General features: G+C 34.4%; 15 protein-coding genes. 5 read left to right on the top strand and 10 right to left on the bottom strand.

What is annotated here, in order from left to right; translation table 11 throughout:
• Window positions 1-77 precede the first annotated feature (77 nt).
• Complete coding sequence (locus tag CLV90_RS12195; protein WP_133687744.1) at window positions 78-1,082, top strand: sugar kinase; 1,005 nt, start codon at window positions 78-80, stop codon at window positions 1,080-1,082.
• Window positions 1,083-1,148: 66 nt separating this feature from the next.
• On the opposite strand, the gene CLV90_RS12190 is transcribed toward CLV90_RS12195, so the two are convergent.
• The 3 genes from CLV90_RS12190 to CLV90_RS12180 form a co-directional block, all read right to left on the bottom strand.
• A complete protein-coding gene (locus CLV90_RS12190; RefSeq protein ID WP_243835408.1) occupies window positions 1,149-1,559 on the bottom strand; it encodes an OsmC family protein in 411 nt (136 codons plus the stop codon).
• Between the two features lie 455 nt (window positions 1,560-2,014).
• On the bottom strand, window positions 2,015-2,788 hold the full coding sequence (locus tag CLV90_RS12185) for a TIGR03915 family putative DNA repair protein (RefSeq protein ID WP_133687743.1): 774 nt from the start codon (window positions 2,786-2,788) through the stop codon (window positions 2,015-2,017).
• Window positions 2,789-2,997: 209 nt separating this feature from the next.
• Window positions 2,998-4,257: a putative DNA modification/repair radical SAM protein gene (locus CLV90_RS12180; protein ID WP_133687742.1), complete on the bottom strand. Its 1,260-nt coding sequence runs from the start codon at window positions 4,255-4,257 to the stop codon at window positions 2,998-3,000.
• A 139-nt stretch (window positions 4,258-4,396) separates the two neighbouring features.
• Here CLV90_RS12180 and CLV90_RS12175 point away from each other — a divergent pair, with 139 nt between their 5' ends.
• Complete coding sequence (locus CLV90_RS12175; RefSeq protein ID WP_133687741.1) at window positions 4,397-5,164, top strand: XRE family transcriptional regulator; 768 nt, start codon at window positions 4,397-4,399, stop codon at window positions 5,162-5,164.
• A gap of 10 nt (window positions 5,165-5,174) precedes the next feature.
• Here the strand turns inward: CLV90_RS12175 and CLV90_RS12170 are convergent, their stop codons facing one another.
• Entirely contained in the window at window positions 5,175-5,600 is a 426-nt protein-coding gene (locus CLV90_RS12170; RefSeq protein ID WP_133687740.1) for a GNAT family N-acetyltransferase, read from the bottom strand.
• A 110-nt stretch (window positions 5,601-5,710) separates the two neighbouring features.
• On the opposite strand from CLV90_RS12170, the gene CLV90_RS12165 reads away from it, so the two are divergent.
• Window positions 5,711-6,781 (top strand): transporter substrate-binding domain-containing protein, encoded by a 1,071-nt coding sequence (locus tag CLV90_RS12165; RefSeq protein ID WP_133687739.1) that lies wholly within the window; start codon window positions 5,711-5,713, stop codon window positions 6,779-6,781.
• Here the strand turns inward: CLV90_RS12165 and CLV90_RS12160 are convergent.
• The 5 genes from CLV90_RS12160 to CLV90_RS12140 all read right to left on the bottom strand — a co-directional run bounded on the left by CLV90_RS12160 (window position 6,778) and on the right by CLV90_RS12140 (window position 11,287).
• On the bottom strand, window positions 6,778-7,374 hold the full coding sequence (locus CLV90_RS12160) for an LURP-one-related/scramblase family protein (protein WP_133687738.1): 597 nt from the start codon (window positions 7,372-7,374) through the stop codon (window positions 6,778-6,780). The genes CLV90_RS12165 and CLV90_RS12160 overlap by 4 nt on opposite strands.
• A gap of 75 nt (window positions 7,375-7,449) precedes the next feature.
• On the bottom strand, window positions 7,450-8,148 hold the full coding sequence (locus CLV90_RS12155; RefSeq protein WP_133687737.1) for a hypothetical protein: 699 nt from the start codon (window positions 8,146-8,148) through the stop codon (window positions 7,450-7,452).
• Window positions 8,149-8,210: 62 nt separating this feature from the next.
• Complete coding sequence (ggt, locus tag CLV90_RS12150) at window positions 8,211-9,902, bottom strand: gamma-glutamyltransferase (RefSeq protein ID WP_133687736.1); 1,692 nt, start codon at window positions 9,900-9,902, stop codon at window positions 8,211-8,213.
• A 187-nt stretch (window positions 9,903-10,089) separates the two neighbouring features.
• Window positions 10,090-10,689: a hypothetical protein gene (locus CLV90_RS12145; RefSeq protein WP_133687735.1), complete on the bottom strand. Its 600-nt coding sequence runs from the start codon at window positions 10,687-10,689 to the stop codon at window positions 10,090-10,092.
• 7 nt (window positions 10,690-10,696) lie between these two features.
• Window positions 10,697-11,287 carry an acyl carrier protein phosphodiesterase gene (locus tag CLV90_RS12140; protein ID WP_133687734.1) on the bottom strand — a complete coding sequence of 197 codons (591 nt, stop codon included), beginning with the start codon at window positions 11,285-11,287 and terminating at the stop codon, window positions 10,697-10,699.
• Window positions 11,288-11,382: 95 nt separating this feature from the next.
• Here CLV90_RS12140 and glmM point away from each other — a divergent pair, with 95 nt between their 5' ends.
• Window positions 11,383-12,771, top strand: a complete 1,389-nt coding sequence (gene glmM / locus CLV90_RS12135; protein WP_133687733.1) for a phosphoglucosamine mutase — start codon at window positions 11,383-11,385, stop codon at window positions 12,769-12,771.
• A gap of 68 nt (window positions 12,772-12,839) precedes the next feature.
• Here the strand turns inward: glmM and CLV90_RS12130 are convergent, their stop codons facing one another.
• Window positions 12,840-13,736, bottom strand: coding sequence for a lysophospholipid acyltransferase family protein (locus tag CLV90_RS12130; protein ID WP_133687732.1), 897 nt, complete (start codon window positions 13,734-13,736; stop codon window positions 12,840-12,842).
• Window positions 13,737-13,794: 58 nt separating this feature from the next.
• On the opposite strand from CLV90_RS12130, the gene CLV90_RS12125 reads away from it, so the two are divergent.
• Window positions 13,795-14,445 (top strand): rhomboid family intramembrane serine protease, encoded by a 651-nt coding sequence (locus CLV90_RS12125; RefSeq protein ID WP_133687731.1) that lies wholly within the window; start codon window positions 13,795-13,797, stop codon window positions 14,443-14,445.
• The last annotated feature ends 44 nt before the right edge of the window (window positions 14,446-14,489 follow it).

Below are 14,489 nucleotides of genomic sequence, written 5' to 3'. Positions count from 1 at the left end.
TATTTACTGTTTTGATATAATTTAAATAACAAAAGATTTTTTATTTTGTATTAGCTATTTTAGAATAAAATATCAAAATGGGTCAGATTATAACATTTGGGGAAGTGCTAATGCGTATTTCACCAAGAGGAAATAAAAAGTTTGTGCAGTCTAATATTGTCGAGTTTTATTTTGGGGGTACAGAATTAAATGTGGGAATCTCAATTTCAAATTTTGGTGGTAATGTGAAGCATATTAGTGCTGTATCAGATGATTTTATTGGTGATACGGCATTGACTTATATTCGAAAATTTGGGGTTGATACATCATCCGTTATAAAGTCGAAGAGACCTTTAGGTGTTTATTTTCTTGAAGTAGGTGCAGTTATTAGACCAAGTATGATTTCGTATAATCGATCACACTCTGCATTTTCAGAAATTGAACCTTCTAAAGTTGATTGGGAAAATGCCCTGGCGGATGGCGAATGGATACATTGGACAGGTATTACACCTGCTTTATCTCAAGGAGCTTTCGACGTACTTAAAAGCGGATTGAAGCTTGCCAGAGAAAAGGGAATGGCTGTTTCTGCAGACCCAACGTACCGAAGCGGACTTTGGCAGTATGGTCAAGATCCAAAAGCGGCATTAACTGAACTGATGCATTATTCAACGATTTTTATAGGCGGTGTAAATGAGATTAATGAGGTGTTAGGCACAGATTTTAGCTACAGTAATGAAGATTTTATAAAAGCTAGTAAACAGCTAATAGTAGAGTTTCCATCCATCGAAAAAGTATTCGATAAAATAAGAACTTCTTTAAATTCTTCATGGCATAAAATTAGAGCTAGAATGTGGAATGGTATTGAATTTAGAGAAACTGAAGATATTGATATTACCCATGTTGTTGACCGCATTGGTACAGGTGATGCTTTTGCGGCTGGTTTAATTTATGGATTGCAGCAATATGATGATTATAAAGCAATGGAGTTTGCAAGTGCTGCATGTGCTTTGAAACATACTTATGAAGGTGATGTAAACTTTGCTACCGTTAATGAGGTCAACAATATTATTGCAGGTAATATAACGGGTAGGCTAGTGAGGTAGAAATTTTATACTGCTACTTAATTTTAATAATATATTTATAAGTTAATAAGCATTGTTGAAAATTAATTAAATAATAGTATTGGTTTTAATTGAGCCAGATACTGTACATGATAGTTTTACGGTATTATAAATAGTGCCATATTTTTCAATATTTTTTTTTAAGAGCAATGTGTTTAATTTAATATCATCGCTAAAAATCGTTAAGTTGTATACTATATTATCCATTCTAGGAGGATTATCAAGTCGTTCTGCTTTAACCTCTAAAGTTGTTCGGTTATAAGTAAACTTCATCATCTCAGAAAATCGCTCCACATTTTTAAGCATGCAAGCGGCAAAGGAACCTAAAAACAGTTCCGCCGGATTAGGTAACACCTCAGATGTTTTAGCCGTAGTGCCAAAGTCAATATCAGATTGCTTAATATGAATTTCAGCATCATTATTGTACGTCGAAGAAGCCTTTATTTGATAATTCATCATGTATACTATTTTTCAATTTAAAAATATCTTGGGTTATGGTATTGAAATTAAAAACGAACAAAACAGTCAATTATATTCATGAATCCATCACCGTAAAATAGCATATGGGCTAAGTTTCATGTATTAATTTCAAAGGTAAAAGTAAGGTTAGTGATTTTCATGAAAAATGACCAAGGTCATACTCCAGAATTTAAGGCGAGTTCAATTGGTAAAGTGAATCATTCTAGAACAAGTAATGACTCTGATATTAAATTATCATGTATACCAATAGATAATAAAAGATAGGTTTAAGGCACCTGTGATTTAAGTTGTATTAAATCTCATTTTTAAATTGAGATAAGCAAAACATGAGAATAAAGTTTTAGCTTACAATTTGCTGTAATAAATTCAAAGAGGCTGGTACGCTTCATTGAAAATTATATAATACCAAGTTCATAGTATTAACCCGTAAGGTATTATACAGCTTTTTTCTCAGACAGGTATTTCCAATAACGCTTTGGTACATGTTGAACATGTAGTTTGTTATTAATACGAGATTTTATAGTTGTACTTTTAAAGTAGTTATTCCAAAGGTCTTGATATTCATGTTCAGCATCTGTGAAGGCAGCACTTTTCTCCGTGCTATTTGTATGAATATCAGATAAATCTAATGAAATGATTTCAACAGTATTCAAATCATAGAATAGTCCATATTTACGTTTTACATCATAAATGATCCATTGTTGGTCGGCATATCTATTTCTAAAATGCTTAGAGATTAACGGCAATACATCAAAATCTGGTTCTATGTTCGCAAAATATACATCATCTTTTGTTAATTGAAACCGTACAAATGCTTCCATACGATGCTTTTCTCTTCCCACCTTATGGGCAAGCTGATTTATTTTTAAAACTCCATCATCACTAAAATCGGTTGCGCCGTTATATTTACTTCCCATTAGTTTTTGAATATAGCGGTAGATTAGCGCTTCCATATTATTCTGTTCGCTTAAGAAAGCAAAATATATATTTTTGATAGCGCTGTTACTCTTATTACGTACACCGTTCCAAACACGTTGTGCTTTTTCAATGTTGGTAAATATAGTTTCCGTTTCAGCAAAAAGTCCGCTTTGTAATTGCCCTTGTTTCTGAATATCGGCATGCGTAAGCTTTTGTTCAAAGCCTATAAATACAGCAGTTAAAAAACCATTAAAACTACCATCGTAAACTAAAGTTTTTGAAGCATTCATATAACAAGTTTTAAAAGTGAAAGAAAAAGATTCGTGATACAATTTTTAGCCTTTTTTTAATCTTAGTTTTTAATAATACCATTTGGTATCCTATTGCTAATATTTGACTTTGACTACGGTCAATAACAGTATTTGAAATTGAAATATTTGTTGAATTCAATGTGTTATTAATATTTTCCATAGTCATTTGGTTTGATTAAATTATTAGTTTAGTTAAATAAGGATAATTGATTGTTGTACTGATTTTTGAATTTGCTATTTTGAGATTGAAGAATCATTCCTTTTATGGTAGCTGCGTCTAAATCTCTTTGTTCCCAATCAGAGGAGTTACAGATGATAAAATACTTTGCTCGATTGAGTGCAATTCCCATTTTTTTTAGATGCTCCCAATTTAAACGACGGTATTTTCTTCCGCTTATAATTTTATGAACTGAGCCCATTCCTATACCCGGAATTCTTGCTAACATTCGTGGTTCTGCCTTATTAATATCTATAGGAAAATGATTTAGATTTCGAAGTGCCCACATCAATTTGGGATCAATATCCATATCTAAATTCGGATTATCGGCATCTAAAATTTCATTGACACTAAAGCCGTAAAATCGAAGTAACCAATCTGTCTGATATAATCTATTTTCTCTGAGCATTGGTACTTCAGAACCCAAAGAAGGTAATCTACTGTCTGTGGAGATGGGTACGTAACCAGAATAGTATACACGCTTCATCTTATAGTTTTTGTAAAAGTGAGTTGCAGAGTACATGATATCTTTGTCGCTTTCGCCAGTAGCACCGACAATCATTTGGGTACTTTGCCCTGCAGGAGCATATTTTGCAGTGCTTTTAATGATTTTACTTTCTTCTTTATAGCGTATAATTTCATTCTTCACCTTCAGCATCGGTTTAATGAAATCTTCATGTTTTTTATCAGGAGCTAAAAGTTTAAGGCCGGAGATAGTGGGGATTTCAATATTGACCGATAAACGATCAGCATATAAACCGGCCTCATACATTAATTCATCACTTGCGCCAGGTATAGATTTAAGGTGAATGTACCCGTTGAAGTTTTCTTCTTCACGAAGTTTTTTGGCAACGGCTATCAAACGTTCCATAGTATGATCGGCACTTTTAAAGATGCCAGAACTTAAGAACAACCCTTCTATATAGTTTCTTCTATAAAAATTGATGGTCAAATCGACTACCTCTTGAATTTTAAAAGCAGCTCGTTGAATATCATTGCTTTTACGCGTAACACAATAGGCGCAATCAAAAATGCAATGATTGGTCAATAGAATTTTTAATAGAGAAACACAACGACCATCTTCTGTGTAGGTATGGCAAATACCATTACCCGTATCACCTAAACCATTATCCTTGTTTTTGCGGTTACTACCACTACTTGAGCAAGACACATCGTATTTAGCTGCATCTGCCAGTATATTTAATTTTTCTTTTATCCTATTAAAATCCATAGTAATTGGTAATTAGTCCAAAATTATGGAAATATACCTAATTATGGAAATAATCCAAATAATATTTTGGATATAATCCATAATCACTATATTTGAAATATAAAGAGGTATAAAAATCTTTATTGAAGCGGAAAAGAATATGGAAAACGAACTGACATTAAAGCGATTTACCGATTTAAGAAGAGAACTGGGTTATACTCAAGCAGACTTTGCTGCACTAATTGGCGTTTCTAATACAACAGCAGATATAGAGCGAGGTAGAACCAAGCTTTCTGGTAAAGTTGTTTTAGAGTTGTTGAAGCAATTTAAAATTAATCCGCTTTGGTTGTTTGGAGAAAGTGAAGAACAATATTTAGAGACTTCAAGAACAAGTGTTATACCTAAAGTGGTTACTGTTGATTCTGCAAATCGCGATAACATGGTGTTAGTGAATGCAAAAGCGGCAGCTGGTTATCCTCAGAATATTTCAGATACTAGTTGGTATCAACAATTACCTGCATTTGATCTACCTATTCCAGAATTTAGAAATGCAACCTATCGAGGATTTCAAGTAGAAGGTGATAGTATGTTGCCTAATTTACATCCGGGTGAATGGGTTTTGGCAAGGGCTATTGAACATATAGATTATGTGAGTGCAAATAAAATGTACGTTGTTGTGCTTCAAGATTCCATAATGGTCAAGAAGGTAGAAAAGCGACCGAACTCTAATAATATTACGCTAATCTCTTTAAATGAAACTTATCCGCCTTACGATATTAAACCATTTCAGATACAAGAAATTTGGGAGGTGAGTAGTAAAATTACTTTTAATGTAGATGCAACTACCGATAATAGTCTTTTACGTCAGTTACAAGAATCAATGAAAGAGTTAAAAGATCAATTACAACACGTTAAGAAGGTTAATTAAAAGTATATCTTTAATATTTTTTAATATACATACCACTCTCTTTTAATTTAAAACCTAAGCTTTTATAAAGTGAAATTGCTGCAGTTCTGTGGTGACCACTGAATAATAGTACATCGTCAAGTTTAGATTTTTCTGCCTGTTCTAAAAGTTTTTCCATTAGCTTTCTGCCAATACCTTGACCTCTATATTCAGAAGAAACGACCACATCTTCAATCATTCCTTTGTGTCCAGATACCACTTTGTATTTTGCCATCATAGCGATACCAACTAATTTATCATCGTCTAAACAAATTACAACATCTGTGGTATTGTAATCAGAAAGAGCGGTTGCCAAATCTAATTGTGTTAACTCAGCATTTAATTGCTTATAGAGTTCAGTAAGTTGAGATTGTAGGTCTGCTGTAACTTCGTTGAAAGTGATTAGTTTAATATTCATAGACTAAGTTGCTTTAAGAACCTAAAATTACTTCATTTTAGGTGAATAGCTTAATCTGTCGATACTTTATAAAATGATTATATTTAAAAGAATGTAAACCCGACCATTTTATGAGAGTTCTTTTATTAGTCTTCGTATTACTAATTTCAATCGCGGCAAGCAGTCAAGTCGATGATGAAAAATTACGTATTGGTTACACTGCTGCAGCACCTTTTATAGTTAAAAGCGGAGAGCATGTTGAGGGACTTAATGTCTGGTTATGGAAAAGGGTAGCTAGTGATTTGAATATTGAATATGAGATGATACCTATGGAATTTTCTCCAATGTTAGATTCTCTTCGCAGTGGCGGAATTGATTTAAGTATTAATCCGTTAACCATTACCAGTCAGCGCAGTAAAGAAATGGAGTTTACACATTCTTTCTATGCATCAAATGCCACAATAGCTATTGCCGAAGTATCTTCGTTTGACAAGTTTAAGTTGTTTGTTGGCGGATTTTTTAATTTCGGCTTCTTAAGTGGATTGTTAATTTTATTATTTATCATATTTCTTTTTGGAGTTTTAGGATGGCTCTTTGAACGGAAATTGAATCCTAATGTATTTAGACCAGGTAGCAGAGGGTTGTGGGATGGCATGTGGTGGTCTGCAGTAACATTGACCACCGTAGGTTATGGAGACAAAGCCCCGGTGACCAAATTAGGTAAGGTTACCGCTTTGGTTCTAATGTTTGGTGGACTCCTGTTTATTTCAGGATTAACAGCAAGTATAGCATCTAGTTTAACTGTTAATCAGTTGACAAATAATCCAGATGGTTTTAATGAGTTTAAGGATAGGGCAGTGGGTACAATCCATAATTCTGGAACAGAAGACTTCTTGTCAGAACACTTTTTTAAAAATATCAACACCTATGAAAACGTACCGTCAGGACTACGAGATTTGGATCATGGAAATATTAAGGCCTTCATGTATGATGAGCCCATTTTAAAATATGCCATTCAAAGAGATTCTACATTGAGTGAACTAGAGCTGTTACCCGTTAAGTTTGATATACAGTTCTATGCCTTCGGACTCCCAAAAACACATGTAGAATTAGAGCAACGCATTACTCAGCGAATTCTTGAAATTATAGAAACCGAAGAATGGGATATTGTTTTAAATGAATATGGGTTAGCAGAATTTTAGCCTTTTCGACGTTCAAGCAATACCATCATCATCAAGCTTAAAATGATAATGTCATCATCATTACCGTTCAGTTTTTTTACTTCACTAACCTTAAAGCGACGACCAACTAATGATTTTTCTTTTGACAATCGAACTACAGTCTCATTGTTACCGTTGATTACCAAATAAGCTGGGTTTAAAAATAATCCTGTAAATAGGTTGATAATAGGTATTTGACCCACTAAACCATCCATAACTTTTACCCAAGCATTCTCTTCTCTAATCGTATACTTTAGTTGTTTGTTCTCGTCAAAAACTTCGTAATGTGCTTTCCATAAAGAAGCCCACCCTTTACGACCAATTTTACCAAATTCTTTACCAGATGGGTCAGAGAAAGAATAACATGCCGAGAAGTCGATCCATCTATCTGCTTTTATATTATAAAGCAAATTAGTTTTACTGTCATTTTCATAAACCCCAACAGCCTCTTTGAATTTAAAAAGCTTTTGTTTTACATAGGCAACCATTTTACCATTGGCATCTACGGCTGAAAAATCATTGGATAGTGTACCAATATGGAAAGTGAAATCTAAAGGGAATTTATAATCTTGCATGAAATTGATTTTCTGTTGTCTTCAAATAACTCTGTCGACAATGTTATATTATGTTTTCAGTAAAGAAAATAGCTGTTAGCGCCCAATAACTTCTCCCATAGAAATAGAGAGAGGACCAAGTTTATGTTGCGTAGGTAAGAAAACGCCGCTTTCTGTTTCAATCCAATCTTGCCATGTCGCTTCAACACCACCAATTGGGATGATTTTTGTCCAAAGTTTAAAACTCTTAGGTTTTCCGCTAGGTTCTATTATCCATAGATATGAATCACCAGGAGTATCGCCACCTTGTGTGTACGTAACAAGCAGCGCTTCAGAACCATCTTCCAAATGAACTAAATAGCGTTCGGTACCACGATCAAACGCTTTAAACGGTGCTACTAACCAAAAAGAATCATTATTAAAATAGCTTTGCGCTTTTTCAATGAGGTCTTGTGTCTTTTCATAAGAGGCAGATTCATTATTGATGGTTGCCGTACTAGAAGAAGGAGTAATCAAATCTAATTGAACAATAATATCGTCCCAAGAAACGGTAACTATTTCTTTTTCCCTGTTCCATTTATAATGGTGGTCATCTCTAAAAGACCATTCTAAAATCTTTGTGTTATTGTAGTTCTTATAATTAAGCGCGTCAAACATTCTATATGCTAAAGCATCTGCCTCTGGTCCAGATTCCCCTGTAGGTACGGGTTCATTATATAAGTAATATAAGACACCATAGCCTATTGTAGCTATTAATATTAAGATACCAATTAACTTAAATAATTTCTTTAGCATAATATGTTTAAATATTTCATTAATAAATTATTGACTACAATTAAAATATGGTTCAAAGAAGACTAAAAACCTACTGCGGCATCATCTCCACGTTTGTCGGCACCACCTTCAAGTTTGCCATTGTCCAATATACGAATAGCATCAACTTTACCAATAATTGGAGTTCTTTCTTCATTAATTATATATCCTTTAGATTTCATTTCCTCTTTTAATTCAGTAGAAAATCCGTCCGGTTCAAAAATCACCATGTCAGGTAACCATTGGTGATGAAAACGAGGAGCATTGACAGCATCTTGCATGCTCATTTTAAATTCATATCCGTTTAAAATAGTTTGTGCCACGGCCGTAATAATTGTAGATCCTCCCGGTGTACCAACAACCATCCATAGTTTGCCATTACGCTCAACAATAGTTGGGGTCATACTGCTCAACATTCTTTTTTCAGCGGCAATGCTATTTGCCTCGGCACCTACAAGTCCGAACATATTGGGAACACCAGCCTTAGAGCTAAAGTCGTCCATTTCGTTGTTTAAAAAGAAACCTAGCTCATCTGAATACAACTTAGAACCATATGCGCCATTTAATGTAGTTGTTACCGAAATAGCATTACCTTCTTGATCAACAATAGAGTAGTGGGTAGTTTCCATGCTTTCAACAATCTCAATATTGCCATGTTCTACTTCAGAAGACTTGGTAGCTTTATCAAAAGAGAAGTTTGCCATTCTTTCGGCAAGGTATTCGTCACTTAGTAATTTATCATAAGGTATTTCAACAAAATCGGGATCGCCTAAAAAGTAGTTTCTGTCTGCATAGGCTCTTCTAGATGCTTCGGTAAATAATTGCACCATTTTAGGGGAATTGTGACCTAGTTTGGCAACATCGTATTTTTCCATCATCTTGAAAATTTGATTGATGGTTACGCCACCACTACTCGGCGGACTCATAGAAATTATATGCAGGTCTTTGTAGTTAAAAGTGATGGGGTCTCTCCATACTGCTTGGTATTTTTCTAAATCTTCTTCTGTAACGTAGCCACCTTTCCCTTGAATGAAAGCGGCAAGTTTTTGAGCTATTTCACCTTTATAAAATCCGTCTCTACCATTCTTTGCAATGCTTCTAAAGGTATTAGCCAAAGCAGGATATTTAATGGTGTCGTTCATTTTATAAACAGTAGCGAATTTGGTACTATCGCCATTAACCTCTATAAACTTATCGCGTTGGCTAGCCAGTCTTTTTTCTTGATTGCCAGTTACAATGACACCTCGTTCGGCTAAAGCAATAACGGGAGCCATAATTTCTTCAAGGGGTAGGGAACCGAATTTTTTGTGAACCTCAATAATACCAGCAACAGTACCTGGAACACCAACTGCGGTAGCCCCTAATGTGCTTTTACCTGGTATAACATTACCCAATGAATCTAGGTACATGTCTTTATGCGCAGACAATGGCGCTTTCTCTCGGTAATCTAGGGAACCTACTTCTCCATTTGCTTTTCGGTATACCATGAATCCGCCACCGCCTAAATTACCTGCAAAGGGATAAGCGACAACTAAAGCCATTTCAGTAGCCACCATTGCATCAAAAGCATTACCGCCTTTTTGCATAATATCGCTACCTATTTTAGAAGCTTCTTCACGTGCCGAAACTACCATTGCTTTTTCTGTAACCGTACCCGTTGGTACTGCAGGATTCTCTTTGCAGCTTCCAAAAGATATCAAGGCAACCAGCAAAAGTGTTATTTTAATTTGATTCATACGTTATTAAATTATAAGTTTAAGTAGATTATTTTAAAATAATGATCTTAAAGTGTTTAAATTTTAATTTATTGGATGATTGTTAAGGTTTTTTATGATGTAATTAATTGATTATACAGATTATTAAATTTCTTTTTGGGCATTTCAAAGTCCAATTGGTTTTTTAAAAGTAAAATCTATTTTGTCATTATTCTAATACTTCAAAAGTATATTCATTTGGGTTTGTTGATGACTTGAAACTAGTTTCAAGGTTTATAAAATTAATCAAGCCATCATTATTTTCTGATGAAAAAAAATAAACCAAATTATCATTAAATAATGATCTGATTTTGAATTGACCTGCTTGACTTAATAATATACCATGCTTCGCAGTATAGAAGTCATCAATTAATGTAGCTTCAGATGAAACTAGTCTTGTGTCATATTCATCGGGGCTAAGAGTACCTGTTACATTTATAATTTCGCGTTCAGAAATATTAATAGTTGCTGGTTGGTCGAATTCTGTTTCTAAAAACAGCGTTAAGTTTATTAGAGCAGTATTTTCAGCTGTAAGCTCGTAGATATTTAATTCTTTACCATCCACATCTTTTAATATATTCGAGATTTGAACATTTATCCATAAAGTGTCACCAACTGCAAACACCTTTTTATCATCTTGTATAAAAATAGCATCAGACGTTTTTATGTCATATTCTTCGTAATAAGGTTCGTCATCATCTCCGCAGCACATACTTGCGCAAAGAATATATAGCGGACAGAAAACATATATTAAAAATGGCTTTAGCATAACATGTTTATTTGGTAAGAGATTTGAATTTTTGTTTTGAGAATGTTATTAGTTCTTCAAAGAACTCGGTAAATTCAGCCTCAAAGGCATCATAGTGTTCTTCAAGGTCTAGAATGGCAAAATTCATTTTAGATTTATTGTTTGTTCTACGGTTCATACCATTCAGTACACGAGCGATTCCGTCCATTTTAGAATAGTTGAATATCCAATTATCGGTAATCATATAGGGCATCATTTTTTTGACACCGATAGGTAATATCTCGTAATTTTCTTCTAAAAGGTCATAGAAATTATCCACAAAAACATCCAACGGTACATCAGAATACTTTGACCAATTTTTAGCTAAAAAGTGGTCATAGTAGATATCAACGATAACTCGGCTATAATGACTGTAGTTAGCATGAAGTCTTTTACTGCTAATTTTTGGTATCGCATGGCTATCGGTATAGGTGTCTATATGACGGTGAAGTTTTATGCCTTTTTGTACTTTAACAGGAAGGTGGTCAAATTTATTGGCACGAATGCTATCGGCTATAAAGTTGCCTATGGTAATATCTTTATCATTAAAAGACAGGTAAATATGGGCTAAAAAATTCATTCGCCTAAATTATGCTTAGTTGTTCGAATTTACAAAGAAGGGCAATAGTGATAAGTATGATACGTTTATATTTGCAAAAAACTTATTAAGATTATATGACACTAATAAAATCTATTTCAGGAATACGAGGAACAATTGGAGGTAGACCAGGAGACAATCTTACACCTATTGATGCAGTAAAGTTTGCTGCTTCTTACGGAATCTGGTTAAAAGACTATTCTAAAAAGGATAAATTAAAAGTTGTTATTGGTCGCGATGCCCGTTTATCTGGCGAGATGATACAGAATCTTGTAGTGTCTACTCTGGTAGGTTTGGGTATAGATGTTATCGATTTAGACCTGTCTACAACACCAACCGTAGAGATAGCGGTACCAATGGAGAATGCCGATGGAGGAATTATATTAACAGCAAGTCATAATCCAAAACAATGGAATGCCTTAAAGTTGTTGAATGAAAAAGGCGAATTTTTAGATGCTGCCCAAGGAGCTAAAATTCTTGAAATAGCAGAAAAGGAAGATTTCGATTTTTCTGAAGTTGATGATTTGGGAGTTATAAATAGGAATGATAGTTATATAGATATACATATAGATGAAGTTTTAAACCTTTCTTTGGTAGATGCCGAAGTAGTAAAAAAAGCGAAATTCAAAGTAGTTGTAGACGGAGTGAATTCTACAGGTGGTATTGCTATACCAAAGCTTTTAAAGGAATTTGGGGTAGAAGTAGTTGAGCTTTATTGCAAACCAACTGGTCATTTTCCACATAACCCAGAGCCATTAAAAGAGCACTTAAAAGATATCTGTGATTTAGTGGTTAAAGAAAAAGCCGATTTTGGTATCGTAGTAGATCCAGATGTAGATCGTTTGGCATTCATTAGTAACGATGGCGAAATGTTCGGTGAAGAATATACATTGGTCGCTTGTGCTGATTATGTTTTAGGTAAAACAAAAGGTAATACGGTTTCTAACCTATCATCTTCTCGTGCATTGCGCGATATTACCCAAAAGCATGGTGGTGCTTACGAGGCTGCAGCAGTAGGTGAAGTAAACGTGGTTACTAAAATGAAAGCTAATAATGCTATTATTGGCGGTGAAGGTAATGGAGGTATCATATATCCAGAAAGTCACTATGGTAGAGATTCATTAGTAGGTACTGCTTTGTTTTTAATGTTAATGGCTGAAAAAGGGGGTACTGTGGCTGAATTAAGAGCTAGCTACCCAAGTTACTTTATGAGCAAAAAGAAAATTGAATTGACCCCTGGTTTAGATGTTGATGGAATTTTAAAATCTATGGCTGAAAAGTATGCAAATGAAGAGCTGTCTACTATTGATGGTGTAAAGATTGATTTTGCAGAAAACTGGGTTCATTTAAGAAAATCTAATACAGAGCCAATCATAAGAATTTACACAGAAGCTAAAAGTCAGACCGAGGCTGACGGCTTAGCAGATAGAATTATTGGTGAGATAAAATCTATAGCAGGTATATAAAAATCATATTTGTCGATAAAAAAACCGGAAGTAGTTTAACTGTTTCCGGTTTTTTATTTTCTATAATTTCAACTTACATCAGCAAATGCTGCAGGTTTTTTACCTCTATGTTTCCAACGTTTGTGGGTCCATAGATAGTATTCAGGTTTTTCTCGAATTTGCTCTTCGGTCAGCCTTAAGAATTTGTCGGTGATTTCATGTTCTTCGGTCTCTTTACTGTTTATAGCGATAGGGGTAAATTCTGCTTTATAGTGTCCGCGCTTAGCTTTGCTAACTTTTAAAAATACCGTTGCTAATCCCGTTTTACGTGCTAACGCTTCACCACCATTAAAAATAGGAACAGTAATACCCATGAAATCTGTCCAATAATGCGCTCTATGCGCTTGTGGCGACTGGTCGCTTACCATACCGTAGGTAGCACGAACATTATTTCTAAAATTATGAATGACCGTTTTAGCGGTCTGTCCCTGGGTTATTAATGTAGTATTCCATCTAGCTCTAGTTTTTCTAATGAAATTGTCAAAATAAGAGTTGTTTATTTTTTGGTAAACTGCATATCCTTTAGAGTTTACGTAGTTATTGATACTTACATTCCATTCCCAATTGGCATAATGTGCGCATAAAATAATAATGCTACGTTCTTTTTCAATTTCCAGTAAAACTTCAGGATTTACAAGATGGTATTTTTTAGCGACAGCCTCTTTACTAAGGTTCATGGTCTTAACCATTTCTAAAAACATATCACAAAGGTGTTTGTAGAATTCCTTTTCAATATGATGAATTTCATCTGCAGACTTATCTGGAAAAACCAAATTCAAGTTCTCTTGCACTACTTTTCTTCTATAACCGAATACACGATATATAAAGAAACAGGCAATATCAGATAAACCATAAAATAAGCGATGTGGCAAAATAGAAACAACCCATAAAAAGGGATAGATCAAAACAAAGGCCAGTAGTTGCATTTTCAAAAAAAATTATGGGCAAATATAGTTATATTTGACGCCAAATAAAGGGCAGATAATGTACAACATTGATATAGCGACCATAGCAATAATAGCGGCAAATGTATTAGTGTCAATGAAGGGATTCAATGATACTACTTTTTTTGAACGCTACAAATTTAGTATTGGGGCAATTAAAGCGGGTCAGAAAGAACGAATGGCAACATCGGGATTTCTGCATGTAGATATTTCACATTTATTGTTTAATATGCTTACACTTTATTTCTTTGCAGGCGTAGTCATCAATTGGTTTGGTACCACTCAGTTCTTAATTATATATGCCGTAAGTCTTATTGGTGGTAGTTTATTAGCGTTGAGCTTTCATAAGGATGAGCCTTATTATTCAGCGGTGGGAGCAAGTGGTGCTGTAACCGGTATTTTATATTCAGCTATACTATTGCAGCCAAATATGCAATTGGGTATTATGTTTATTCCAATTCCTGTACCGGCTTACGTTGTAGGTATTGGTTATTTGTTATACTCTATTTATGGTATGAAAAAGCGATTAGGCAATATTGGGCATACCGCACACTTTGGTGGTGCCATTGGAGGGTACGCATGTACCTTGTTGTTCATGCCCAGTCTGTTACAGACAGAAACACTTATGGTCGGTTTACTAGCATTGCCAATTGTACTATTAGTGGTACTTGAGAAAATGGGTAAGATTTAGGCTATTTTTAAGATTTTTATATGTTAAAGTGTATTATTTACCCT

This window comes from Maribacter spongiicola, assembly GCF_004364165.1.
Lineage (GTDB): Bacteria > Bacteroidota > Bacteroidia > Flavobacteriales > Flavobacteriaceae > Maribacter > Maribacter spongiicola.
The sequence above is the reverse complement of the archived record's forward strand: the minus strand, read 5'-3'. Positions and strand labels throughout refer to the sequence as shown.